21 protein-coding genes, 1 tRNA gene and 2 pseudogenes are annotated in these 24134 nt (G+C 59.2%); 14 read left to right on the top strand and 10 right to left on the bottom strand.

Annotation, left to right across the window (positions count from 1 at the left end; all coding sequences use genetic code 11):
• The first annotated feature begins 378 nt into the window (after positions 1-378).
• Positions 379-603: a helix-turn-helix domain-containing protein gene (locus RBH77_RS16810; protein ID WP_311028731.1), complete on the top strand. Its 225-nt coding sequence runs from the start codon at positions 379-381 to the stop codon at positions 601-603.
• A 159-nt stretch (positions 604-762) separates the two neighbouring features.
• Here the strand turns inward: RBH77_RS16810 and RBH77_RS16815 are convergent, their stop codons facing one another.
• From RBH77_RS16815 to RBH77_RS16840, 6 genes are all read right to left on the bottom strand, one after another.
• Positions 763-1485 carry an ABC transporter ATP-binding protein gene (locus tag RBH77_RS16815; RefSeq protein WP_311028732.1) on the bottom strand — a complete coding sequence of 241 codons (723 nt, stop codon included), beginning with the start codon at positions 1483-1485 and terminating at the stop codon, positions 763-765.
• 14 nt (positions 1486-1499) lie between these two features.
• Positions 1500-2342 carry an ABC transporter ATP-binding protein gene (locus RBH77_RS16820; RefSeq protein ID WP_311028733.1) on the bottom strand — a complete coding sequence of 281 codons (843 nt, stop codon included), beginning with the start codon at positions 2340-2342 and terminating at the stop codon, positions 1500-1502.
• Entirely contained in the window at positions 2339-3133 is a 795-nt protein-coding gene (gene nikC, locus RBH77_RS16825) for a nickel transporter permease (RefSeq protein ID WP_371832880.1), read from the bottom strand. Before nikC ends, RBH77_RS16820 begins: the two co-directional genes overlap by 4 nt.
• 104 nt (positions 3134-3237) lie before the next feature.
• Entirely contained in the window at positions 3238-4269 is a 1032-nt protein-coding gene (locus RBH77_RS16830) for an ABC transporter permease (RefSeq protein ID WP_311028735.1), read from the bottom strand.
• 70 nt (positions 4270-4339) lie between these two features.
• Positions 4340-5929 carry an ABC transporter substrate-binding protein gene (locus RBH77_RS16835; RefSeq protein WP_311028736.1) on the bottom strand — a complete coding sequence of 530 codons (1590 nt, stop codon included), beginning with the start codon at positions 5927-5929 and terminating at the stop codon, positions 4340-4342.
• A 40-nt stretch (positions 5930-5969) separates the two neighbouring features.
• On the bottom strand, positions 5970-6524 hold the full coding sequence (locus RBH77_RS16840; protein ID WP_311028737.1) for a helix-turn-helix domain-containing protein: 555 nt from the start codon (positions 6522-6524) through the stop codon (positions 5970-5972).
• A 292-nt stretch (positions 6525-6816) separates the two neighbouring features.
• On the opposite strand from RBH77_RS16840, the gene RBH77_RS16845 reads away from it, so the two are divergent.
• From RBH77_RS16845 to RBH77_RS16870, 6 genes are all read left to right on the top strand, one after another.
• Positions 6817-8442, top strand: coding sequence for an ABC transporter substrate-binding protein (locus tag RBH77_RS16845; RefSeq protein WP_311028738.1), 1626 nt, complete (start codon positions 6817-6819; stop codon positions 8440-8442).
• Between the two features lie 64 nt (positions 8443-8506).
• Positions 8507-9448, top strand: a complete 942-nt coding sequence (locus tag RBH77_RS16850) for an ABC transporter permease (protein WP_311028739.1) — start codon at positions 8507-8509, stop codon at positions 9446-9448.
• Positions 9449-9492: 44 nt separating this feature from the next.
• Positions 9493-10311 (top strand): ABC transporter permease, encoded by an 819-nt coding sequence (locus RBH77_RS16855; RefSeq protein ID WP_311028740.1) that lies wholly within the window; start codon positions 9493-9495, stop codon positions 10309-10311.
• Positions 10308-11345 (top strand): ABC transporter ATP-binding protein, encoded by a 1038-nt coding sequence (locus RBH77_RS16860; protein ID WP_311028741.1) that lies wholly within the window; start codon positions 10308-10310, stop codon positions 11343-11345. The genes RBH77_RS16855 and RBH77_RS16860 overlap by 4 nt, the downstream gene beginning before the upstream one ends.
• Positions 11335-12345, top strand: coding sequence for an ABC transporter ATP-binding protein (locus tag RBH77_RS16865; protein WP_311028742.1), 1011 nt, complete (start codon positions 11335-11337; stop codon positions 12343-12345). Before RBH77_RS16860 ends, RBH77_RS16865 begins: the two co-directional genes overlap by 11 nt.
• 21 nt (positions 12346-12366) lie before the next feature.
• Positions 12367-14178, top strand: coding sequence for an aminopeptidase P family protein (locus tag RBH77_RS16870; RefSeq protein ID WP_311028743.1), 1812 nt, complete (start codon positions 12367-12369; stop codon positions 14176-14178).
• A gap of 397 nt (positions 14179-14575) precedes the next feature.
• On the opposite strand, the gene RBH77_RS16875 is transcribed toward RBH77_RS16870, so the two are convergent.
• Positions 14576-16093 (bottom strand): DHA2 family efflux MFS transporter permease subunit, encoded by a 1518-nt coding sequence (locus tag RBH77_RS16875; RefSeq protein ID WP_311028744.1) that lies wholly within the window; start codon positions 16091-16093, stop codon positions 14576-14578.
• A 112-nt stretch (positions 16094-16205) separates the two neighbouring features.
• On the opposite strand from RBH77_RS16875, the gene RBH77_RS16880 reads away from it, so the two are divergent.
• From RBH77_RS16880 to RBH77_RS16900, 5 genes and pseudogenes are all read left to right on the top strand, one after another.
• The gene (locus tag RBH77_RS16880) at positions 16206-16619 is read left to right on the top strand and encodes a MerR family transcriptional regulator (RefSeq protein ID WP_311028745.1); all 414 of its coding nucleotides are present in this window, start codon (positions 16206-16208) and stop codon (positions 16617-16619) included.
• 59 nt (positions 16620-16678) lie between these two features.
• Positions 16679-17029: a DUF2200 domain-containing protein gene (locus RBH77_RS16885; protein WP_311028746.1), complete on the top strand. Its 351-nt coding sequence runs from the start codon at positions 16679-16681 to the stop codon at positions 17027-17029.
• Positions 17030-17273: 244 nt separating this feature from the next.
• On the top strand, positions 17274-17993 hold the full coding sequence (locus RBH77_RS16890) for a GyrI-like domain-containing protein (RefSeq protein WP_311028747.1): 720 nt from the start codon (positions 17274-17276) through the stop codon (positions 17991-17993).
• 167 nt (positions 17994-18160) lie between these two features.
• A pseudogene (locus tag RBH77_RS16895) lies at positions 18161-18274 on the top strand (hypothetical protein); the annotation flags it as partial.
• A 98-nt stretch (positions 18275-18372) separates the two neighbouring features.
• A pseudogene (locus RBH77_RS16900) lies at positions 18373-18543 on the top strand (JAB domain-containing protein); the annotation flags it as partial.
• A gap of 54 nt (positions 18544-18597) precedes the next feature.
• On the opposite strand, the gene tig reads toward RBH77_RS16900, so the two are convergent.
• Both tig and RBH77_RS16910 read right to left on the bottom strand, forming a co-directional pair.
• The gene (tig, locus tag RBH77_RS16905; RefSeq protein ID WP_311032584.1) at positions 18598-20076 is read right to left on the bottom strand and encodes a trigger factor; all 1479 of its coding nucleotides are present in this window, start codon (positions 20074-20076) and stop codon (positions 18598-18600) included.
• Between the two features lie 81 nt (positions 20077-20157).
• Positions 20158-20241: transfer RNA gene (locus RBH77_RS16910), tRNA-Leu, on the bottom strand.
• A 338-nt stretch (positions 20242-20579) separates the two neighbouring features.
• Between RBH77_RS16910 and RBH77_RS16915 the strand changes: the two genes are divergently transcribed.
• Both RBH77_RS16915 and trmFO read left to right on the top strand, forming a co-directional pair.
• The gene (locus tag RBH77_RS16915) at positions 20580-20720 is read left to right on the top strand and encodes a DUF1127 domain-containing protein (protein ID WP_311028748.1); all 141 of its coding nucleotides are present in this window, start codon (positions 20580-20582) and stop codon (positions 20718-20720) included.
• A 185-nt stretch (positions 20721-20905) separates the two neighbouring features.
• The gene (trmFO, locus tag RBH77_RS16920; protein ID WP_311028749.1) at positions 20906-22312 is read left to right on the top strand and encodes a methylenetetrahydrofolate--tRNA-(uracil(54)-C(5))-methyltransferase (FADH(2)-oxidizing) TrmFO; all 1407 of its coding nucleotides are present in this window, start codon (positions 20906-20908) and stop codon (positions 22310-22312) included.
• Here the strand turns inward: trmFO and RBH77_RS16925 are convergent, their stop codons facing one another.
• Positions 22313-24082, bottom strand: a complete 1770-nt coding sequence (locus RBH77_RS16925; RefSeq protein ID WP_311028750.1) for a DUF4153 domain-containing protein — start codon at positions 24080-24082, stop codon at positions 22313-22315. It abuts the gene before it with no gap.
• Between the last annotated feature and the right edge of the window lie 52 nt (positions 24083-24134).

Raw genomic sequence — 24134 nt, forward strand, 5'->3', positions numbered from 1 at the left:
TCGAACCCTCATCTGGGACTGCGCTGAGACACAACCTCGGATTGTCATGGAATCGATGCTGTGATGTCGGCTGAGCTAAGAACCGAACGGGCGATGAGGCGTTCTTCGCTCAAGCGCCTTGAATGAACCCCTTCCTTCTTTCGTTGCTCATCCCTGCCGACGTTCATTCCGACCCATTTGCCGCCACAGGTATCCGACTCTACGACGGTTCTTGGTAACGACTTCAATACGCACGTAAAACGGTGCATCTCGTCTGATGAACGAGCGTGAGTGGCCATTCGACTGGTGGCTCGAATCTGGCAAGCCTCCGTTCGTAATGCACCGCCGCAACAGGGAGGCCCTGGCTGGTGCTTTGCCGTCAAGCAAACGGAGTCGTTCATGAATACTGGCAAGTTCCTAACCCCCGAGGAAGTGGCAGATCGCTACCGTGGGGCAATCACTGTCGGCACGCTCCGGAACTGGCGCTCGATGAGAGTGGGACCAGCCTTCGTGAAGATCGGAAAAGCAATGCTCTACCCGATCACCGACCTCGACGCGTGGGATGAACTGAATCGGGTAAATTGTCGTGCTTCAACACGACTCCCTAGCTTGGCTGATCCATGATCCCCAGGTCAAGCTTGCACCCTACCCCGACTGTCGACGCCAGTTGCCAGGAAATGCAAACATGATCTTTCAGGGTCCAATCCGTGATGTCGGAAAATTCGGGGCGATATCAATCGATTGTGAAATCACTAAATGACTCACACGGGTTCTGTCCGTCAACTACTCGCTCGCCTCCACTAGCTCACGCGCATATTCATGACGTATGTCTCGCTCGCGTAGCTGCCGCTGCGTAAGAACCTCCATAAGCGCAGCATTGCGCATTACCGCCAATCTGTCGCACATATAGGAAATGACGGCGAGATCGTGACTGACGATCAGGAAAGTCAGATTAAATTCCTGGCGGAGCCTATTTAGAAGATTGAGAATTTCCGCCTGGACGGAAACGTCGAGGGCGGAGGTGGGCTCATCCAGCAGGAGGATCTTTGGCTTCAGGGCTAGCGCCCTCGCAATGGCGACTCGTTGCCGCTGACCGCCCGAAAGCTCGTGGGGGAATCGCGAGCGGAATTCGCCACCCAGTCCGACTAGGGAGAGCAGTTCGCCGGCACGCGAAACTGCATCCTTTTGACCGTTGATCTTCAACGGTTCGGCAATTGCCTGGCCGACGGCGAAACGGGGATGCAGAGATGCGTAAGGATCCTGGAAGACCATTTGAACGTGGCGGCCGAAATCTCGGCCAGACGTTGTCCTCACGTTCATCCCGTCAATCTCAATCGCCCCGTTCCAACCTCGGTTCAATCCCGCCATGCAGCGCAGCACGGTCGACTTGCCCGAACCGGATTCGCCAATGAGGCCGAAGCTTTCGCCGGGCGCAACCGAAAAACTGACGTCGCGCACAGCAGCGACACCGCCAAACGACACATTCAGGTTTCGAACGTCGATCAAGACGGGAGCTCCGGCTACGCCCAGCTCGCCTGTCGCTGCAGAACGGGCAGCGGCTCAAGCGGGCCGTCAATGGAGGGAAGGCAGGCGAGCAGCCCCTGCGTGTATGGATGCGTCGCCGCTTGCAACCGATCGGCACGCAGCGATTCAACGACGCGTCCGGCATACATCACCAGCACGCGATCGCAGAAGCGGCTGACCAGCTTCAGATCATGACTGATGAAAATCAGGCCCATGCCGCGCCGCTCGACCAGTTCGGTCATGATCGAAAGCACCTGGTTGCGCACGGTCACGTCCAATGCGGAGGTCGGTTCATCGGCAACCAGGAGGTCCGGTTCGCGCGCCATCATCATGGCGATCATGACACGCTGCCCCATGCCGCCTGAAACCTGATGCGGATAGAGGTCGAGAACGCGCTCCGGCTCGCGGATATGCACCGTCTCCAGCATGTGCAGCGCCCGACGCCGGCATTCATCGCTGGACATCGTGCGATTTCCGATGCGGATCGCTTCGACGATCTGCGAGCCCACCCGAATGACCGGGTTGAGCGAGAATTTCGGATCCTGCAGGATCATGCTCATGCGCCCGCCTCGCAATCGGCGCCTAAGCTGAGCGGATGCCGTCCGAAGATCGATGCCGTCGAAGCGAAGCTTTTTTGCCTGCACACGAGCATGCGACGGCAGGACACCCATCAACGCCCGGGCCGACAGACTTTTTCCGGATCCGGACTCACCGACAATGCCGAGTTTCTCGCGGCCCAGCGAATACGACACGCCCTTGACCACTTCGGTCCATTCGCCGTCCTCGCGTGGAAAGGCGATGCGCAGATCCTCGATCTCGACAAGTGGCCCATCGCTCATTGCCGTTGCCTCAAATGTGGGTCCAGGAGGTCGCGCATCGCATCTCCAAGAAGGTTGAAGCCGAGGCATACCAGGAAAATCGCGACGCCAGGCATGGTCGCAACCCACCATTGGTCGAAAATGTACTTGCGTCCGGTCGAGATCATGGCACCCCATTCGGGCAGCGGAGGCTGGGCGCCCAGTCCGATGAAGCCCAGGCCGGCGGCGATCAGAATGACGCCTGCCATGTCAAGCGTCGTGCGCACGATCACCGACGACAGGCACATCGGCATGATGTGGCGGGTGACGATGTAGAATTGCGATGCGCCGGCGAGGCGTGCGGCGTTGACATAGTCAGCCCCGCGAACTGCCATCGCCTCCGCACGGGCCATCCGGGCATAGGGAGGCCATGCACAGAGCGAAATCGCCAGCACCGCATTGAAGATGCCAGGCCCGAGAGCTGCCACGAAGGCGAGCGCAAGGAGCAGCTTCGGCACTGCCAGGAACACATCGGTGATACGCATGAAGACGCTATCCACAACCCCGCCCAAGGTTCCCGCCACGGCACCGATGACGAGGCCGACCGGCGCGGCCGTCACCACCACCTGCAAAACAATCAGCAGCGTAAGCCGCGAGCCGTAGAGGATGCGCGTGAGAATATCGCGTCCGAGTTCGTCGGCGCCGAGCCAATATTCGGCGCCTGGAGGGGACAGGCGCTTGGCGAGGTTGGGCAGATAGGGATCGTGCGTGGCGAGCAGCGGCGCGAAAACGGCCGAGAGCACCAACAGCAGGATTATCGTAAATCCCGCCATGCCCAACCGGTTGCGCCGGAAGCGTCGCGCGAAGCGCACGGCCTGAGCCAGCTTCGCAGCACGGATCTGCCGGTTCACGCTGGTCCCATTCTCGATGGCCAAAGTCACGAACGGCCTCCGTCCATCCGGGGATCGAGCAGGTTATAAAGCACGTCGGAAAGCATGTTGAGGAACACGAACATAGCTCCGACCACGAACGTCCCGCCGAGCACGGCATTCATGTCTGCGCGAAACAGTGACGAGGCCAGGTAGTTGCCGATGCCAGGCCAGGAGAAGATCGTCTCGACCAGCACCGAGCCTTCCAGCAGGCTGCCGTAGGACAGGGCGACGATGGTCACCAATGGAATGGCGGCATTGCGCAAGGCATGTCTGGCGACCACCTCGAATTCTGTGGCGCCCTTGAGGCGGGCCGTCAAAACGTATTCCCGGTTGAGCTGATCGAGCATGAACGAGCGCGTCATCCGGCCGATATATGCCAAGCTGTAGTAGCCGAGCAGCGAAGCCGGCAAAATCATGTGGCTCATCGCGTTGGAAAACACATCCCAGTCGCCCGCAATCGCGCTGTCGATGAGAATGGAGCCTGTGTGACGGGGCACCACGCCCTGAAAGAAGATATCCAGCTGGCCTGGACCCGACACCCAGTCGAGCTTGAAATAAAGGACGAAAAGTCCGACGAGGCCGAGCCAGAATACCGGCACCGAATAGCCGATGAGGGCAAACACACGGATCAGGTGATCCGGCCATTTGCCATGATAGTAAGCTGCTATGACGCCGGCAGGGATTCCCGTCACCACACCGATCAGCAGGCCGAAGGTGGCCAATTCAAGTGTGGCTGGGAAGAAATCGAGAAGGTCGATGAGCACCGGCCGGCTGGTGATGAACGACTGGCCGAAATCGCCATGAAGCAGTTTCCACAGGTAGGTGAAGAACTGCACATAGACCGGCTGGTCACGACCAAGCTCCACGAAGACACGATCATAGACTTCTTTCGAGGCCTTATCGCCGACGATTGCCAGGACCGGATCGATGGGAACGACCCGGCCAATGACGAAGGTCAGCACGACGAGGCCGAGCAAGGTGAGCGCCACGCTTGTCAGCGACGATGCGAGCCGTCTTGGCAGCGTTGTGAGGAGCAAGGTCAAAACCAATCCTGATCATGCGGCAGGAATAGCGGACCAGAGCGATGCGCCCCGGTCCGCCATCGTGTCAGTCTTTGCTGGCGGACCAGTATCGGTCGTCCGAGAAGGTCAAACCGAGCACGACCCCTTTGACCTTGGAATTGACACCTACTCGGCGCACTTCCTGGAACATATAGATGAACGGGGAGGTGTCGGTGTGCGTCTTCTGCAGGTCCTGATACATCGCCTTGCGTTTGAGCGTATCCTGCTCACGCACCGCCGCCATCGCCTGTTTGGAAAGCTCGCCGGCATTCCAGCCGAAGCGGTCAGCCAGGCTTTCCGACCCATCGGGCGCGTCCTGCTTGTTGACGGCGAATGCCTTGGCGTTGGAATGCGGGTCGGGATAGTCCGGCCCCCACAGGCCCAGCCAGATATCGAGCTTGTGGCTGCGGTAGCGGTCAAGCCACTGCTGCCCGTCGACCACTTGCAAATTCAATTTGATACCGGCTTCGGCCATGGTGGCCTGGATGGCCTGCGCCCAGTCCGTGTAGGGCGGCGAATTCCAGACCACGGTGTCCAGCGAGAAACCGGAAGTGACGCCGGCCTCCTTGAGCAGCGCCTTGGCCTTCTCGACGTCGAGCTTGTATGGCGTGTAGTCGAGTGCGCCGAGAAAGCCATCTGGAACGAGCGTCTGGTGCACCTTCATGGCGCCGCGCGAGATGGTGGCGGCGATCCCTTGATAATCGACCAGATATTTCAGCGCCTCCACCACCTTGGGCTTGGCAAGGTACGGGTTACGCACGTTGAGGCCCATATAGTAGATCGTGCCAGACTGGCTGGTGATGACTTTGACGCCAGCATTGTCTTTGATTGCGTCGAAATCATCGGAACCAAGCTTGTTCGCGACATCGATGTCGCCCTTTTCGAGCAGCAACCGCTGCGTGGCGCTCTCCGCGACATGCTGGATAAAGATGCGTTCGACACCGGGCCGTGTCCCCCAGAAGTTTTCGTTCCGCTTCAGGAGGATCGACTTCTTCGGTTCCCATTTGACGAGTTCGAAAGGGCCGGAACCGGCCGAGTGCTCGCTCTTGAGCCATGCATTGCCGAAATCGCCCTTCACCTCATGCTCGCTTACGAGCTTGCTGTCGACAATGCCGCCGACATAGGAAGACAGGCAGTAGAAGAGAAAACTCGGAGCGTATCGGTCGCCGATTTCGATGACCAGCGTCTGGTCGTCGGCAGCCTTGATCCGGTCCTTGACGTTTTCGGGCGTGAACCCGAACTGCGTGATGATGAAGGCGGAGCGTGATTTCATCAGAACAACGCGGCGCAGCGAATATTCGGCATCACGCGCGGTGACCGGGTTGCCGGAGGCGAATTTCGCCTTGGGGTTCATCTTGAAGGTGAAGATTTTGCCGTCGGCCGAAATCGACCAGCTTTCAGCCAGGACGCCGACAATCTTGGTTGGGTCATTGACGTCGAAACTGACCAACGGCTGGTAGATCTGATTGCTGGTCAGTACGCCGCCAACCTCGGAAACCTCGCCGGGATCGAGGCTGATCACATCGTCGATTGCATCGGCAACGACAAGGGTGTTTGCCGGCGTCTTAGCGGATGCCGCCAAGACATCCAAGCCCAGGCAAAGCATCAGGGCCATCATCAGTTTCAGCAGTTTCATGTTCCTCCCCTTTCTTCGGTAGCGCGCCTCCCCAAGGCCCTCAGGCATCTGGGAACAGCGGCAGCGTGCCAACCCACAATTCGATGACGGTCGTGTCGCCAACGGTCGATGACCGGTGCGGTCGATCCGATTGGAAATGGATAGAGTCTCCTTTGCCGAGCAGATGGCGCTCGCCCTCGATCTCATAGAGAACCTCGCCCTCGAGCACGAAAACGAACTCCTCGCCAGCGTTGTGCATCACCTCCGTCACCTGCCCCGGCGGGCGATGAACGAGGCAAGCGTTCAATTTCGCGCCCGGGAACCCTCGGCCGAGCAACTCATAGGTGCGTTGAACGTCACCAAGGCTGAAGGTTTCACGCTCGCCTACTCGCGTGACGACGCCAGAATGGCTGGGAGAATTGACGAACGCGTCGATGGACACACCGAGCGCTGCAGCGATGTTGCAGAGCGAGGAAAGAGACGGCGTGGATACGCCGCGTTCCACCTGCGACAGGAATCCGATCGAGAGGTCGGTTTCCTTGGCGATCTGCTCCAGCGTCTTGTCTATCTCGCGACGCCGCTTGCGGATCTTGGAGCCCAATGCGGGAGACTTCATCACCGGAGCCTCCGTCGACACATCTTCTTTCGTCTTACGAATTGCCAATTTCCGATCTCTCACAGTCACTGCGTCGTATTTCGCAACCAGGAACCAGGCGAAGCGAATGGCGCTCGCCGTTAGCTCAGGTTCCGGTCATCGGCATCTAACGCATGTCGCTTGAAGTCGCTATAATTATTTTTGCATTGGTTCAAATTTTGTAGTAGGCAGCTCGCGGATCACGGCGAGCATCCTTTCCGTGAATTCGAACGGGAATGGTGCGGAAGAGAGTGCTTCCGCAGCCGGTTGTTGTGTGCCGCAACGGCCGAGCGCGCCGTTCGGCAAAGGGAGGAATATTATGAAGTTCAGAACTCTTCTTGCGTCAGCGGTGGCTCTGGGTGCCTTGGCAGTGTTGCCGGCGCAGGCTCTGGAGCGCGGCGGCAGCATGACCTTCGCCCGCTACGACGACTCTACGCTGATCGACCCGGTTTACGCCGATCGCAATCCCGACATCTGGATGGTGCCCAACCTTTATGACACCTTGCTTCACACAGGGGCGGACGGAAAAACGATCGAGCCGGGCCTGGCGGAAAGCCATGCAGTTGCCCCAGACGGCTTGTCGATTACGTTCAAACTTCGCGCCGACGCCAAGTTCTCCGACGGCACGCCGCTAACCGGCGACGATGTCGTATTCTCCCTCGACAGAGCCAGAGACCCGAAGCTCGGACCATGGGCGGGCCTACTCGGCGCGGTAAAGACGGTTTCGGCCGACGGCAACGTGGTCACGCTCAGCCTTGCGCATCCCGATCCCGCACTGATTTCTATTCTGGCGACATTCAACACGGCGATCGTCTCCAAGGCTGCATTCGCCGCAGCGCCAGGAACCACGGATCAGGAGAAGGCAAAGGCCCTGTTTGCCAAACAGCCCGTATCCTCCGGCCCCTTCGTATTGAAGGAACGTCAGGCCGGCAGCCGCATGGTCTTCGAGCGCAACCCGTACTATTGGCAGCCCGGCGAGGATGGGAAGCCCCTGCCCTACCTCGACCGCATAGAATTCCTGCTTATCCCCGACGACGCCACCCGTATCCTGAAATTGCAGGCCGGCGAGGTGGATGCGGCCGAGTTCATCCCATTTTCCCGCGTTGCTGAACTGAAGGCGGACCCGAACCTGGACATGGAGCTGTTCCCCTCGACGCGGATCATTTACGCGCCGATCAACACCCGCTCGGCCTTCAAGGATGGGACCAAAAATCCCATGGCCGACGTGCGGGTGCGCCAGGCATTGAACTACGCGACGAACAAGGACACCCTTGTCAAACTGGTCACGTTCGGCACCGGCCAGCCGATGACCTCGCTGATGTCGGCAAGCACGCAACTTCACTATGGGGATACTCCGCTCTATCCCTACGATCTGGAAAAAGCCAAAACGCTGCTGAAAGAAGCCGGCCTCGCGCAGGGAACGAAGATCAAGTTCACGACGCTGGCGGGAAGCGCCGACGACGCCACGATGTTCACCGCATTGCAGCAGATGTGGTCGCAGGCGGGTATCGATCTTCAGGTCGAACAAGTGGACGGACCGACACGAAGCGACAAGAACCGCTCCGGCGATTTTCAGATCCACACCTATGGCTGGGTCAATGACGTGAACGATCCCGCACAGGTAACGGGCTGGCTCGGCTACTACCCTTTGCGGCAGGCCGTCGGAACCGGATGGAACAATCCGGAATTCAACAAGCTCTATGAAACGTCGAACACGGAAATCGATCCGAAAAAGCGCGCGGACGAGTACAAACGCATGCAGGAGATCTATGCCGCCGAGGCGCCGCTCCTCTTCCTCTACGAGACGCCCTTCGCTGTAGCGCTGTCAAAGAAGGTGCACGACTACGTGCAGACGCCGCTCGGGGCGAATGAGTTCGCCACCGCCTGGCGCGAAAAATAGTCCTTTTCGCTTCCTCCCTGGACGTGGGGGCGCGATCCGGCGCCCCCATCGCGTAGAGAGCACCATGTCATCTTTGAACTATCTACTGTCGCGCTTGCTGCAGATCGTGCCGACATTCCTGATCGTCATGATCTTCATCTTTGTGCTTGTTCGTTTGCTCCCCGGAGATCCCGCGCTCGCCATGGCCGATGCCAAGGCGACGGACGCGCAGCTTGAGATCGTCCGCCAGTCGTTAGGGCTTGACAAGCCTCTGCCGATCCAATTCGCCATCTTCCTGCGTCATACATTGAGCGGCGATTTGGGGCAGTCGATCCTGATGAAGCAGCCGGTGCTCGATGTCATCATGAGCCGCCTTCCTGCTACTGCGTTCCTGACGATTTACTCTGTCGCATTGGCAATGCTCATTGCCGGTCCCCTCGCCTTCGTCAGCGCGATCAAACATGATCGGCCCGCCGATCTGGCGATCCGCAGCATATTCCAGGTGGGACTTTCCTCTCCCGTATTCTATGTCGGCCTTGTGCTGCTCACGGTTCTTGCCGCCAAGCTGCGATGGTTCCCGGTCGGCGGTTATGGAACGAGTTTCTTCGACCGCCTCTACCATCTTATCCTGCCCGCCCTGACAGTGGCTTTCTATACCAGCGCCATCATTCTGCGAAACCTGCGCGCCTCCCTCATTGAGGTGCTGGACGCGGAGTTCGTTCAATTTGCTCGTGCCAAGGGATTGTCCCCGCGCATCATTCTGACGCGGCATGTCTTGCGCAACGCCTTGATTTCGACCGTCACCCTGCTCGGCCTGTCGATCGGCAACCTCATGAGCGGAACCCTGATTACAGAAACTGTATTTGCCGTGCCAGGTGTCGGACGACTGATGCTGGAAGCGATTTTCGCCCGGGACTACCCACTGATCCAGGGGCTTACGCTGGTCTTCTGCGTCATCGTCTCGATCGTCTTTTTGCTGACAGACATGGTCCAGACCTGGCTCGACCCGAGGCTTCGGCCACGATGAGCACTTCCGTGATCCCTGCTCGCCGCCCGCCTATACTCCTTGTCGTGCTCGAGCGTGCGCTCAAACAGCCCGCGCTCATCGCCGGTGCGTTCATACTGCTGGCGTCGGCGGCGTTGGCGCTCGCTCCTTCCATTTTTGCGCCATACGACCCGCTTGCGTTCGATTTCAACGCGATCCAGCAGGCTCCATCCTGGGCACATCCCTTCGGCACCGACAATTTTGGCCGGGATGTGCTTTCCAGGGTCATCTGGGCGTATCGCGTCGATATGCAAATCGCTATCTTCGCGACATCCTTTGCGCTGCTAATCGGTGTGCTGGTGGGCGGAGCCGTAGGTTACTACGGAGGGCTGGCCGACGCCGTATTCGGACGTTGCGTCGACGCAATCATAACCTTTCCATTCCTTGTGCTGGTCATTGCCATCGTCTCGGTCATGGGACCTGGACTGACCAACATGTACATCGCCATCACCGCGGTGAACTGGGTCTACTACGCACGCCTGATGCGCGCCGAAGTGATGGCGCAGAAAGCCAATGACTACGCGGCAGCGGGGCTGGTCATGGGCTACTCCGATGCCCGGATCATTTTTCGCCACCTGATGCCCAACGCCATCGGGCCCGTGCTGGTTTACTGGATGACCGACATGGCGCTTGCCATCCTGCTCGGCTCCAGCCTCGGCTATCTTGGTCTCGGCGCGCAACCACCAACCGCGGAGTGGGGAGTCCTGATTGCGGAAGGCCGCAATTTCATTGCTTCCGCCTGGTGGATGTCGCTCATGCCGGGCATCGCCATCGTTCTCACCGGTCTCGGGTTCAGCCTTTTTGGCGACTCGCTGACCGAGGTGTTGCGGCCGAGGGGCAGATGAAGACCATCCAGGCGAACCTCCGAGTCGACGGAAAAAACCTACCCAAACGCGTTGTGCTCTCCGTTCGCGAGCTGACGGTTGCCTTCCCTGGTCGGTCGGGAGAACTGGTTGCAGTCGACAACGTGTCCTTCAATGTCGGTTCAGGAGAAATTCTAGGAATTGTCGGCGAATCGGGCTCCGGAAAAAGCATAACTCTGAGAGCCATAATGGGGATCATCCGTCCACGTGGCAGTGTCCGCGGCGAGATCCTGTGGCGTGGCCATGATATCGTTAGCCGACCAGAGCGGGAGCTGCGAGGTATTCGCGGACGTGAGATCGCGATGATCTTTCAGGAGCCGACGGCCTCGCTCAATCCCATGCTTACCGTTGGGCTTCAGATCGAAGAGAACCTGGCCGCGCATACGTCTCTCGACAGAGGGTCTCGCCGGCGGCGCTGCGTCGAGCTATTGGATATGGTCGGAATTCCGGACGCGGCGCGACGCCTCGACGACTATCCGCACGAATTTTCCGGTGGAATGCGACAAAGGGCGATGATCGCGATCGCGCTCGCCTCCAGCCCGCAACTGCTGCTGGCAGATGAGCCGACGACCGCACTTGATGTGACGATCCAGGACCAGATCCTTCGCCTGCTTGGGGAGCTTTGCCGGAATCTCGGTATGGCGATGATACTTGTGACTCATGACATGGGCGTTGTCGCCGAGACCTGCGATCGCGTCGCGGTCATGTATGGCGGCCGTTTTGCCGAAGTCGGGCCGACCAGCAGCGTTATTGCCGCACCGCATCACCCCTACACCAGGGGGCTGTTGAGATCGATACCGCAGGACGTTCCGCCGCGCACGCGGCTGTTTTCAATTCCGGGCACCCCGCCCTCGATCGACATGCTCCCGAAGGGCTGTGCCTTCGCAGAGCGGTGCCGTTATGCGACCGACGATTGCGTCGCCTCAAGGCCTCTCCTGTATGCGGTCGGCGCCCGCCATGCCGCGGCATGCCACAATCTTTCCGTTGTTCGCGAAGGCGGCATCCATGATGAATGAGGCAGTCGGCGCGCCGCCCCTCCTGCGTATCGAAAATGTCAGCCTGCGATTTGAAAGGCGACGCACCCTGACGGATTTGTTGCTGCGCCGTCCAGCGCGAGTCGTTCGTACGCTCAACGACATCTCGCTTTCTGTCGGCATTGGCGAGACCCTCGGCATTGTCGGCGAATCGGGATGTGGCAAATCCACCTTGGCTCGCTGCATCGTGCGACTGCTCAAGCCGAACGAAGGGCATATCGTGTTCGACGGTTCGGACGTCGGTAAATTAGCCGCGAGCAAGCGCCGGCAATACAACCGGAAGGTCCAGATGATCTTCCAGGATCCCTACACCTCCCTCAATCCGAGGATGACCGTTGGTCAGGTTCTTGCGGAGGCGCTTTCCGTTCATGCCATGCGTCCCAGGGACCAGATCGGTGCCCGGGTCGGTGAATTGCTCGAACTGGTCAGGTTGCCGGCAGCATCAATCCAGAAATATCCGCATGAATTCTCCGGGGGACAGCGTCAGCGCATAGCGATCGCGCGGGCCCTCGCCGTCGAGCCGGTTTGTCTTGTCGCCGATGAACTGGTTTCCGCGCTCGATGTCTCGGTTCAGGCGCAGGTGGTTAACCTGCTCGTGGACCTGCAGGAACGGCTCGGACTCGCTATCGTATTCGTAGCCCACGATCTTCGCCTTGTTAGGCATGTCTCCCACCGGGTTGCGGTCATCTATCTTGGCTCCGTGGTCGAGATCGGACCTTCCGAAAGCTTGTTCGCCGCGCCTTTGCATCCTTATTCGAAAGCTCTTCTGGCGTCGGCACCCTCGCTTGCTCCACGACGCCGACGTGCAAGAGCTGCGATCGCGGGCGAACTTCCCAGCCCTCTCGCTATTCCCACCGGCTGCCCGTTTCACCCTCGCTGCCCGCATGCGACGGAGATTTGCCGAACAGAACGGCCGTCTCTTTCGCATTTCCATGACGGCAATGTGGCCTGCCACCATGCCGCGGATATCGCGCGAAGATAAGGCCCTCACCAGGAACCGGTCATGCTTTCGACGACTGACATTCGTAACCGACGCGCCGCGGCGTCACGCTTGGAATTGCTGCGAGCGGAACTTTTGAACAGGAAACTGGCGGGGTTGATTATCCCGCGGTTCGATGCTCACCAAGGGGAATATTGTGCCCCGCACGACGAACGCCTGGCATTTCTGACCGGTTTCACAGGCTCTGCCGGCTTTGCAATCGTCACGCGTCGCGACGCGTTGCTTTTTGTCGACGGACGCTACCAGGTGCAGGCGGAAAACGAAAAGGAGGACGGCTTCGCTATCAAGCACCTGCACAAGGAGCCGCCGGAGGCGTGGCTGCGCGGGAACGTCCAGCAGGGGGAGATCATGGGTTTCAATCCCACGCTCATCCCCTGCAACCTCTATGACCGGCTTCTGTCAGCGGTAAACAGTGCCGGCGGGACGCTCGTGGCTTTGGACAGCGATCCAATCGACGCAATTTGGCAAGACCAGCCCGAAAAGCCAGTGGGACGGATAAGTGCCTATCCAATTGCGTTAGCCGGTGAGACATCCAAGGAGAAGCGGCGCTTCATCGGAAGACTAGTGGCCAACTCCGGCGCCGATTTCCTAGTTGAAGCGCAGCCCGACAACATCGCCTGGCTGCTCAACGTGCGTGGTTCCGACGTAGCTTTCAATCCTGTCCCCCACTCCTTCCTGATACTTGGCCGCTCAGGTGAAACCGAATGGTTCGTCGACCAACGCAAATTGCCGAATTCGCTTTCGGATTACGAGCTTGATGACGTCGAGCGTCGCGACCCCGCAAGGCTCAACCTGCGCCTTGCGCAATTGGCAAACAATCGCACAATCATGATCGACCCTGATTTCGCGCCATCTGCTCTGAGTTTCGTTGTAAAGGGCAATGGCGGACAGACACTTTCGCAACAAAGCCCCATTACACAGACAAAGGCTATCAAGAACGCAACCGAGTTGGAAGGCTTCCGGTCATGCCATTTGGAAGACGGGGCCGCTCTGGCATCGTTTCTCGCGTGGCTCGATGCTGATGTAGAGGAGCGCGCGTTGAGCGGAAGTGCGGTTCGCGAATCGGAAGCCGCACAGAAGCTGCTCGAGTTCAGGCAGGCTCGGCCAGGCTTCGTAGAGCCGAGTTTCCATACGATCTCGGCCTTCGGGAAGAATGCGGCGATGTGCCATTACAAGGCGGCTCCGCAATATGATGCCGAAATCACCGGCAAGGGACTCTATTTGATCGATTCAGGGGGACAGTATCGGTCCGGTACGACCGATGTGACGCGTACAATCGCTTGGGGATCGGGAGGCGGTGATGTTCGGAAAATTTACACCGCGGTGCTCAAAGGCTTGATCTCACTGCTTACGCTTCGCTTTCCAAAAGGAACTCGGGGACACCATATCGATGCGTTCGCGCGGCGCGCTCTCTGGGACCTAGGTCGCGACTACGACCACGGCACGGGACACGGGGTGGGACACTTCCTTTCCGTTCACGAACACCCTCAGAGGTTGAACCAAACGGTCAACGACGTGGACCTGGCCGCAGGGATGGTGATGACGATAGAACCCGGCTACTACGAGAAGGGCAGCTTTGGCATTCGTCTCGAAAATCAGGTGGAAATCGTCGAGGACGACGATGGGTTCCTGAGGTTCGAAAGCTTGACGCTGGTTCCAATCGATTTGAAACTCGTGGAGACTTACCAACTGACGACAGCCGAACTGGAATTCATCAACGAATATCACGCGTCAGTTCGACAAAGGATTTCTCCACTTCTTACAAGAGAAGTGAGGAAGTGGCTGGAAAAGGCGACACATGTTTTTTGGAAATGAAGCACTTAGCCTCTGCATTTAGCAACGGAGTGCTTATGGCGGCTGGGCAACCCGGAATAACCAAAAGCATCGTGTGGGCTGCCTCAATACGACAAGCTGGATTCATCTACTGAATAGAGGCATTCGGCTGCACGCTGCCTCGTCTCATGAACGACCTCTAGGAAATTGCCGTCAAAGCGAGCGGTGCGTGTACACCTTAGACGCTGCCATTCGGCGTTGTACCTGTCGCACGGCTAAATCGATAGTCAGAATGGTGACTAGTGAGGCGCCTCGCCTACGAGCGGCATTATCAGGCGGAGCACGATCGTAATAGCGAATACAAAGAGGCCGGCGCGATGATCTGCGGGCAATGGCGGCGCGCCTACCGTCCACTGAAAAAGCCAGGTTCTCCCCCATCTCACCATGCAGACCAAACAAGGGCGGCCGCCGTCAGACTTATCGCACCTGCAACCGCGGCGCTGACGTGAAGGCCAGAGGCAAAGGCCTGGGCGAAGATTCCGGCTGCAGCACCTGGCGGGAGGAGCCCATCGGTGGCCGAGCCAGCACCATGGTGAAGCACAATGAATTCGGCCAATCGCTGGCGTGCTGAACCAGGCATCCCGTATGGCTCGAGCATTTGATGAGCCACCGGGACTGCGCAATCGGAAATAATGCCACCGAGGATCGCAACGCCCAGCGCCGTTCCAGTCTGCCTTGTAGCGTTCACTGTCGCCGCGGCGCTACCCGATCGCTGGCGCGGTGCAGTGATGAACACGGAAGCATTCGTCGCAGGAAGCGCCATCCCCATCCCAAGGCCTGTCACCGCAAACACCAAGCCTATGACAAGATCGCTGGTATCGGGCTCGAACAAGCACATTCCCAGCAGACCAAGACCTGTCAGACTATATCCTCCGATCATCGGCATTCGGGGACCATGACGACCCGTCAGGCGTCCAGACACGACCGAGACGAGCATGATGGCGCCGCAAAGTGGCAAGAAGCGCAACCCGGCCGCCGTAGCCGAGTGATGCCGCACTTGTTGAAGGTAGAGCGACAGGAAAAAGAAGATGGCATATGAACCAAAACCTAGCATGAAGGACGCTGCGTTCGTCACGGCAAATGTTGCGCTCGCGAAATAGCGGACCGGCAGCATCGGGTGATCAGCACGAAGTTCGGCTACGATAAATGCGACGAAAGCGACGATTGCGACAACGAGCATTGTCAGTGTCGGCGGCGACGTCCACCCCACGCCGCGGCCCGTGATAAGCGCATAAGACAAGGCCCCCAGCCAAAGGACGCAGAGCGCTTGCCCTGGAACGTCGACGGAAGCATGACCTGGATCGGCTGATTCCGGGATTGCAGCAACGCCGAGGGATAGCGTTAACAGACCCAGTGGGACGTTGATCAGAAAGATGCTTCGCCAGCCAAACTGGTCCACGAGCAAGCCGCCCAGAACAGGTCCGAGGACAACGGAGAGCCCCCCGAACATTCCCCACCAGCCGATGAGACGCGCCCGCTGCGCAGCATGCGGGAACGACTGCGTCAAGATCGACAGTGCGCCGGGAACAAGGAGCGCCGCTGCCATGCCTTGAACGAGACGCCCGCCAACCAGCACTGGGAGGTCCGACGCAACTGCGCACAGCGCGGACCCTGCCGTGAACAGAACCACACCGCTGAGCCAGAGCCGCTTTCGCCCGTAACGATCGCCGAGCGCGCCGCCCGACAGCATCAAACTCGATAGACATAGAACATAGCTGTCGATCACCCATTGAATTCCAGCCAGGCCGGCGGACAGATCGCTCTGAATGGCTGGCAGGGCGACCGTGACGATGCTCATGTCAAGCAAGGCCATGAAGGTGCCAAGGAACACCGCCGCGAGCAGCGCGGGATTCACCTGGCGAGCATCTGGGAGGTCGACTTCATCAGTCGTGGTCATGGCATGACTCCTGGCTGCCTTAGCCATCCGTTGCCTGGAGTGGCCTCCCGAGCGTCCATACCCGTTCAAGTCAACTTGAGGTCAAGAGGGTGTTCGCGTTAGATTTGGAGCCATGATCGACTCAATGCTCCCCATCAACGAAGTCGCGCAGTCCTTTGGAATTCGCGCATCTGCCCTGCGCTACTACGACGAGATTGGCCTGTTGAAACCCACGTGGCGAAAGTCTGGGCGACGATATTACGGGATTGCGGAGTTGAAGCAGCTCAGCTTGATACAGCTCCTTCAACAAGCTGGACACCTGAGCCTGGAAGAGATCGCAGACATCCTGCCGACAGACGCCAGCAGGAAACGTTCGAGGGTCATACTGGAGACGCGAATTGCGGCTCTCGAAGAACAGATCCGCAGGTCGCGGGCAGCAAAGAAGTATCTCGAGCATGTACTCAGCTGCCCGCGAAGCGACCCATTCGATGGCTGCCCGATACTCGCCGAGGAATTGGAGCTCCGTCTTGAAAGGCAACTGGCGTAAGTTACTGCCGAGGCGATTGCAAAGGCGAGGCCGTGTGGATTCACTCAAAGGCGTTGGCAATGGCTAAGCATCGCATTTACTCCATGAGCTTTGCCAAGGTTTATCCCCTCTTGGTGGCCAAGGCGGAGAAAAAAGGGCGCACAAAGGCTGAAGTCGATGAGGTCATTCGTTGGCTGACCGGTTACTCTCGAAAGGCACTCGAAAGCCAGCTGAAAAAGCAAACAAGCTATGAGGAGTTCTTCGCTCAAGCGCCTCGAATGAACCCATTGCGGGGGACTATCACCGGCGTTATCTGCGGTGTCCGAATCGAGACCATTGAAGAACCGACCATGCGGGAAATCCGCTACTTGGACAAATTGATCGACGATCTCGCGAAAGGCAAAGCGATGGAGAAGGTCCTTCGGGCATGAAAAGAAGGCACGCACCAACGAGCCTCAATCCAATACTTCTTTGGCCAAACCCTTGCGGGGAAGCCCCTCCCCTGTTGGAGAACTGCTGTCTCAGCGGACCCATTTGGGACGTCCGCGAGGCCCATGGTTGAGCGAGTGTATCGAGAGACGGTTTATCGCACCCTCGCTGGGCCGGGGCGTTTCCTCTCTAACTTTCCAATTGGTTTGGCGAGTTGGCCAGCACTGTCATCGCAGGAAGCATTTAATGCTCTCGATGAACGCCGAAGGTTGCTCGACATCAAATTCGAGGAAACTCGCGATCGCCAGCGATCACAGGAGCCGCTGCCTATTTTCGGTAACAGAAATGAAAAAGATTGACGTCAAGAGGGAACTGAAGGACCTGTATAGGGCTCCAGTCGGAGATTTTATCCTATTAGATGTCCCACCACTAAGATACTTCATGGTTGATGGTCACGGTGATCCAAATACGGAACCGAGCTACCGCGCAGCCGTCGAGGCCCTGTATGCTGCATCTTACACACTCAAGTTTAGCAGCAAAAATAATCTCAACAAGGATTATGTCGTTCCCCCACTTGAGGGGCTATGGTGGGCTGAAAATCCAGAGGATTTCATATCGAGAAAGAAGGATCGATGGTCTTGGACCATGATGATTATGGTCCCCGCTTTTATCGATAAAAATGCCGCTGAAGCGGCGATCTCTGCCGCGAGAGCAAAAAGGAATAATCCTGCTTTCGGCCTTATTCGCCTTTCTTCACTGGAAGAAGCGCGCGTGGTCCAGACTTTGCACATCGGATCATATGACGCCGAAGGGCCTATTCTAAAAAGGATGCACGAGGAATTCATTCCGTCGAGAGCTTTGGCTTTGTCTGGAATCCATCATGAGATTTATCTGAGCGATCCCCGCAGGGTTGCATCAGATAAGCTTAGGACAATTCTGCGGCAGCCCGTAAGACCTTCCAAATAGTGGGGAGTATGGTCTATGCGCCGAACGCCCCCATCTATAGACGATGAGGTTCAGCATTCAAAAAGAATGCTCGGCCGCCAAATCCCGATGATTTCGCTGATCCAAGCGCTTCCGTCGCAAAATATCTTAACTTCCGTCATGCCGCCGATGCGCTCGGCGTCAGCCTATCCAGCGTCAGCGCCCGCGTGAAGACGCTAGAGGAAGACCTTGGCGTCCTCCCATGCGAACGCCGTTGTCGCGCGTCGAACAGACTCATGCAGAACTCGCGTGATCAATCGTGATGCTTCCCGTTGATGCACTAGATACAGACCCCAATTATCGGCACCGGTCTGGAGGCGCCGCAAATTTCAGTACGTCAAATCAAATACTTACCCATACACTCTGCATGTTCCACAACCATCCCTCCGGCGATCCTACGCCGTCGCGCGCCGACATCGACATGACGAAAACCGTGGTCGAGACGGCGCGACCGCTCGGCATCGCCGTGCACGATCACATCATCATCGGCAAGAACGGCCATACCAGCCTCAAGGGGCTGAAGCTGATCTGAAAAGAAAATGGCCGCCCAGTGGGCGGCCATTGCTGCTAACATAATATCGAACGTCTACTCGCCGTCCTTCTTGGCGACGGCCTTCTTCTTCGGCGCGGCCTTTTTCTTGGCCTCGCCGGCATCGTCCGCCGCGTCGGCCTTGGCTTCCTTCTTCTTGGAAGCCGCCTTTTTGGCGGGCTTGGCCGAAGCTTCATCCTCGTCATCCGCCAGAAGCTCTTCCTTGGAGACCTTCTTGTCGGTGACGTCGATCTGCGTCAGCAAATGGTCGACAACCTTTTCCTCGAAAAGAGGTGCCCTCAGATTGGCGAGCGCGTTGGGGTTGTCGCGATAGAACTCGAAGACTTCACGCTGCTGGTTTGCCGGGACCCCACGCACATATTCGATAAGCGCGCGCTGCATCTCGTCGTCCGATACCTGGATCTCGGCCTTTTCGCCCATCTCGGCGAGCACGAGGCCGAGCCGCACACGGCGCTCGGCGAGCCCGCGATATTCCTCGCGCGCCTCTTCCTCCGTCGTATCCTCATCCGCAAAAGTCTTGCCGGTCTGCTCGAGTTCGGCGGTCACCTGTCTCCAGATGTTCTCGAACTCGGCATCGACAAGCTTCGACGGCGCTTCGAACTTGTAGGTCTCGTCGAGACGGTCGAGCAGTTCGCGCTTCACCTTCTGGCGGGTGAGCGAGCCGAACTGGCTCTCGATCTGGCTTTTCACGATCTCGTGCAGGCGCTCGAGCGATTCCAGGCCGAGGTTCTTGGCGAGATCGTCATCGAGCTTCAGTTCATTCGGTTTGGCGACCTCCTTCACCTTTACGGCGAACTCCGCCGCCTTGCCGGCAAGATGGGCCGCGCCGTAATCTTCCGGGAAGTTCACCTTCACGGACTTCTCGTCACCGGCCTTCACGCCCACCAATTGGTCTTCGAAGTCAGGGATGAACTGGTTCGAGCCGAGCACAAGCGCCTGATCCTCGGCAGAGCCGCCCTCGAAGGCCTCGCCGTCGGTCGTGCCCACGAAATCCATCGTCACGCGATCACCGTTCTCGGCCTTGCCTGTCTTCGGCTCGTAGGTGCGGGCGGATTCGGCAACCCGCTGCATCTGCTCCTCGATTTCCGACTCGGGCACGTCATAGACCTGCCGCGTGACCTTGATACCGGTGAAGTCCTTGATTTCGATCGGCGGGATGATCTCGTAAGCGAGCGAGAACTCAAAATCGGCGCCGCCGGAGAGAACCTTTTCGGCTTCCTTCTCATCCTCGGTCATGGTGATTTCGGGCTGCATGGCGGCCTTCTCACCGCGATCGGCCAGGATCGAGCGGGTCGAATCGTTCAGCACCTCGTTCACCACTTCGGCCATGAAGGACTTGCCGTACATCTTGCGCAGATGTTGCATCGGCACCTTGCCCGGCCGGAAGCCGTTCAGCCGCACCTTGTCCTTGGCGTCGGTGAGCCTGGCGACCAGTTTGCTCTCCATGTCACCAGCCGGAACGACCACCTTGATCTCGCGCTTGAGGCCGGTGTTGAGTGTTTCGGTTACCTGCATCATTCGACCTTCTGTTCAAATCGCCGGCCGGCGGCGTTCCTGCCGCTCGGCCTGCCGAAAAATCCTGCCGGGAATGGCCCTTGGTGCGGGTGGAGGGACTCGAACCCCCAAGCTTTTGGCACTTGGACCTAAACCAAGCGTGTCTACCAATTCCACCACACCCGCTAAAGGAGCCATCCGGCCCCGAAAGCGCGTGCTTCTATATCATCCGCGGCATGGTGTTCAAACGTATTTTGCCGGGAAAGCCGGTTTTTTCAGGGCGCGGACGCCTGGCCTTGCATCCTTGCAGACTGGCGCGGCCTGTCGGATGGCGCGACCTTTCCGGAGAGCGCTCGAATGCCGCAAACAGGCCGATTCACTTTCCGTTAATGCTGCGATGCACAAAACGCATTGCTGCTATGCAACATCATCGCTTCAAAGCCAAGTCGGACGCGCCTATTTTCGGATCGTCAACAAGATCGAAAAAATCGAAATAAGACGAAAAGCAAGAAACGAGCACGAAAATGAACCTGATCCGCAACTACCGCAACTGGCGCCGCTACCGCGAGACCGTGAGTGAGCTGAGCCGCCTGTCGAACCGTGAACTCAACGATCTGGGCATCGCCCGTGGCGATATCCCGTTCGTAGCGCGCAAGTCGCTCTAAGAATTGCATGAATTTCGTTGGGGCTTCCTCCTCCCTGCCCTGACGAATAAGACCGGCATTCACCTCCTCCCGAGTGCCGGTCGACCAAAGCGACACCCGCCGGACCTCCTCCCCCGGCGGGTGTTGTCTTTTGAGGCCCGAGTAGACGATTGCATTCGTTTCCGGCCCGGCCTATCTCCCCTTACATGATCAAGCCCGTACACGTCATTGGCGGCGGTCTCGCCGGCTCGGAAGCCGCGTGGCAGGTCGCCGAGGCCGGCGTGCCGGTCGTGCTGCACGAGATGCGGCCCGTCCGCGGCACCGACGCCCACAAGACGGACGGGCTCGCCGAACTTGTCTGTTCCAATTCATTCCGCTCCGACGACGCCGGGACCAATGCGGTGGGGCTGCTGCATGCCGAGATGCGGCTCGCGGGCTCGCTCGTCATGGCTGCGGGCGACGTCCATCAGGTTCCAGCCGGCAGCGCGCTTGCCGTCGACCGTGACGGCTTCTCTTCCTTCGTCACGCAGAAGCTCGAAACACATCCGCTCATCGAAATCCGACGTGAGGAAATCGACGGCATACCGCCCCGGGAATGGGATCAGGCGGTCATCGCCACCGGCCCGCTGACGGCTCCGGCGCTCGCCGATGCAATTGCGAAAGAAACCGGCGCAGGCGCGCTTGCCTTCTTCGATGCCATCGCGCCGATCATTCATTTCGACACGATCGACATGGATATTTGCTGGTTCCAGTCGCGCTACGACAAGGTCGGGCCGGGCGGCACCGGCAGGGACTACATCAATTGCCCCATGGACCGCGCACAATACGAGGCCTTCGTTCAGGCGCTCCTCGACGGGCAGAAGACCGAATTCAAGGAATGGGAAGGCACGCCCTATTTCGACGGCTGCCTGCCGATCGAGGTGATGGCCGAGCGTGGGCCGGAAACGCTTCGTCACGGCCCGATGAAGCCGATGGGTCTCACCAACGCGCACAACCCGGCGGTAAAAGCCTATGCCGTGGTGCAGCTTCGCCAGGACAATGCGCTCGGCACCCTCTACAACATGGTTGGCTTCCAGACCAAGCTGAAGCATGGCGAGCAAGTGCGTATCTTCCGCACGATATCCGGACTGGAGAATGCCGAATTCGCGCGGCTCGGCGGCCTGCACCGCAATACCTACATCAATTCCCCCGCCCTGCTCGACGGCACGCTGCAACTGAAGTCGCGACCCGGCCTGCGCTTCGCCGGACAGATCACAGGCTGTGAGGGGTACGTCGAATCCGCTGCGATCGGGCTGATCGCGGGCCGTTTCGCCGCCGCAGAACGGCTCGGCCGGCCGGTGAATGTGCCACCACCGACAACCGCGTTCGGCGCACTTCTCGGCCACATCACCGGTGGCCACATCCTTTCCGACGACGAGCCCGGAAAGCGCTCCTTCCAGCCGATGAATGTCAATTTCGGCCTGTTCCCGCACCTGGAGGCGCCACGCATCGAGGGCAAGCGGCTGCGCGGCAAGGAAAAGACAACCGCCAAAAAGCGCGCGATCACCGCGCGCGCGCTCACCGATTGCCGGGCATGGCTCGGCCTGCCTCTCGCGGTAGAGGCCGCCGAGTAGCTACTTCCACTCGGCGCTATGCAGGAAAAGCGTGCCCGTCAGCGTGCGCAGGTTCAGTTCCGGCTTGAGGTCGCCATAGGCCGTTTCGGGCAGCATCATGATGGTGCGCCTGCCATCCGACAGTTTTAGCGGATGGGCTGCTTCATCACGCGAATCCACGAATTCGCGAAGCGCCGCGTCGTCGAATTTGAATATGGCCGCTTCGGAACCAATGGTCACCAATACCTCGCCTCCCTGCATCGCAAAGGTGAGCGTCGCACCGTCCGGCAGCTTCACCGGCGTCGGGGCGGACGGCTTGCCGAGGATGCGCAGGTTCGGGATGACGAGATCGAAGCCCTCGATCGGCATCGCTACCGGTTGATTGAAGGACTTGGAGAAATAGCGGTCGTTCAGGCCACGGCGCCAACTCCGGTCCAACCCGTAAGCGTCCGCAACTTCGTTGTAGAGCGTGTCCCCGGTCTTGGACTTGCCGTTCGCATCGACCTTCGCGATGCTTTCCGGCGCGACACGACCGACCGCATCGTGGCGCTGGAGGAAGCTGAGCGCTGCGAGCGCCTGCCGGTTGCGGCCCTCATCGACCGGCTTTATCCGCACGGCTTCCCGAAAGCGCGCTTCCTGGCTACGGACGGAGGTCAGCACCTCGCCTTGCGGGCCGAAGCTGGCAAGAAAAAGCGCGATGGTCGGCAGGCCGGCGAGGATGCGGATATCGCTCCGCATCGACCTCGGAATTTGCAGGAGAAGCGTGACGGCAACTGTCACGCCGAAAAGTCCCAGTAGATAGCGCTCAGGCGTCAACCCGTAATCCCCTACCCTCAGCCACAGCGCATAGAAGAGCAGCACAAGCGGCACCGGCAGCACGAAGGGCCACAGCCTGAGGAACAGGCGTGTCGGCGCCCGTGCCGCGCTGAGGAACGGATGGATGACGATCAGCGCCGCGAAGATCGAGAGGCCGAAAGCAAGCACCAGCCAGCCGATCTGGCCGCGCGGCACGTCGCCGGTCAGCACGATCTTCAGTGCATAGGCATGCAACACCAGCGCGTAGATCAGGATCAGCGGTGCGGCGACGTAATCGCCGAGCGCCTTCATGCCGAGCGCCATGAATTTTTTGGCATCCGCGCCCGGCTCATCATCGAGGTTGGCAGGAATCCGACCGAGGCCGAACAGAGGCGCTGCCAGCAGGCCGGTTACCGCCCAGACATGCTCATAGGCGTTGTGCGGCACGTCGATGCCGAACAGGTAGGTGAGGCTGGCGAGGATCGCCGAAATGCCGCCCGCGAACAGGAACAGCGCCAGAAGCGAAACCAGCGCCGCGAAGGCGAAGCGCACCATGAAAAGCCAGAAGGCGCCGGCACTGCGACCGCCGAGCGCCGGCGCGACCAGCATCAATCCGCAAAGAGCGGCCGCGTAGGACCAATGCTCGACGCCCGAAAGATGATCCCACCAGCTTATGGCGAAAGCAGCAAGCCCGGCCAGGAGTGCCGCGCCGTGGCGAAGCAGTGATGGCGTACTGCGCGCTTCAAGGATGATGCAGGCCGCAAGCGATGCGGAAGCGGCCGCGAAGAGCGGCAGCATCAGATCATCGTCGCCACCCCAGAAGCCCCTTATATCGGTGATGAGCAGGTTAGCGTTGACGGCAAGCAGGAAAAGTGTGGCGGCGGTGACCGGAAAGCGCAGCACCGCATCGCGCGCGCCCTCCACCATTTCGACTGCAACGGCCCGCCAGCCGACAAGGCGGGAATCGTCGGAAGCAGCGGACGAAGTCTCGTTCATCTGCCCATATCCTCGAATCGGCGCCCCCAATCCGGTGCCCGAACGACACTTA

The sequence above is a fragment of the Mesorhizobium koreense genome (genome assembly GCF_031656215.1).
GTDB lineage: Bacteria > Pseudomonadota > Alphaproteobacteria > Rhizobiales > Rhizobiaceae > Mesorhizobium_L > Mesorhizobium_L koreense.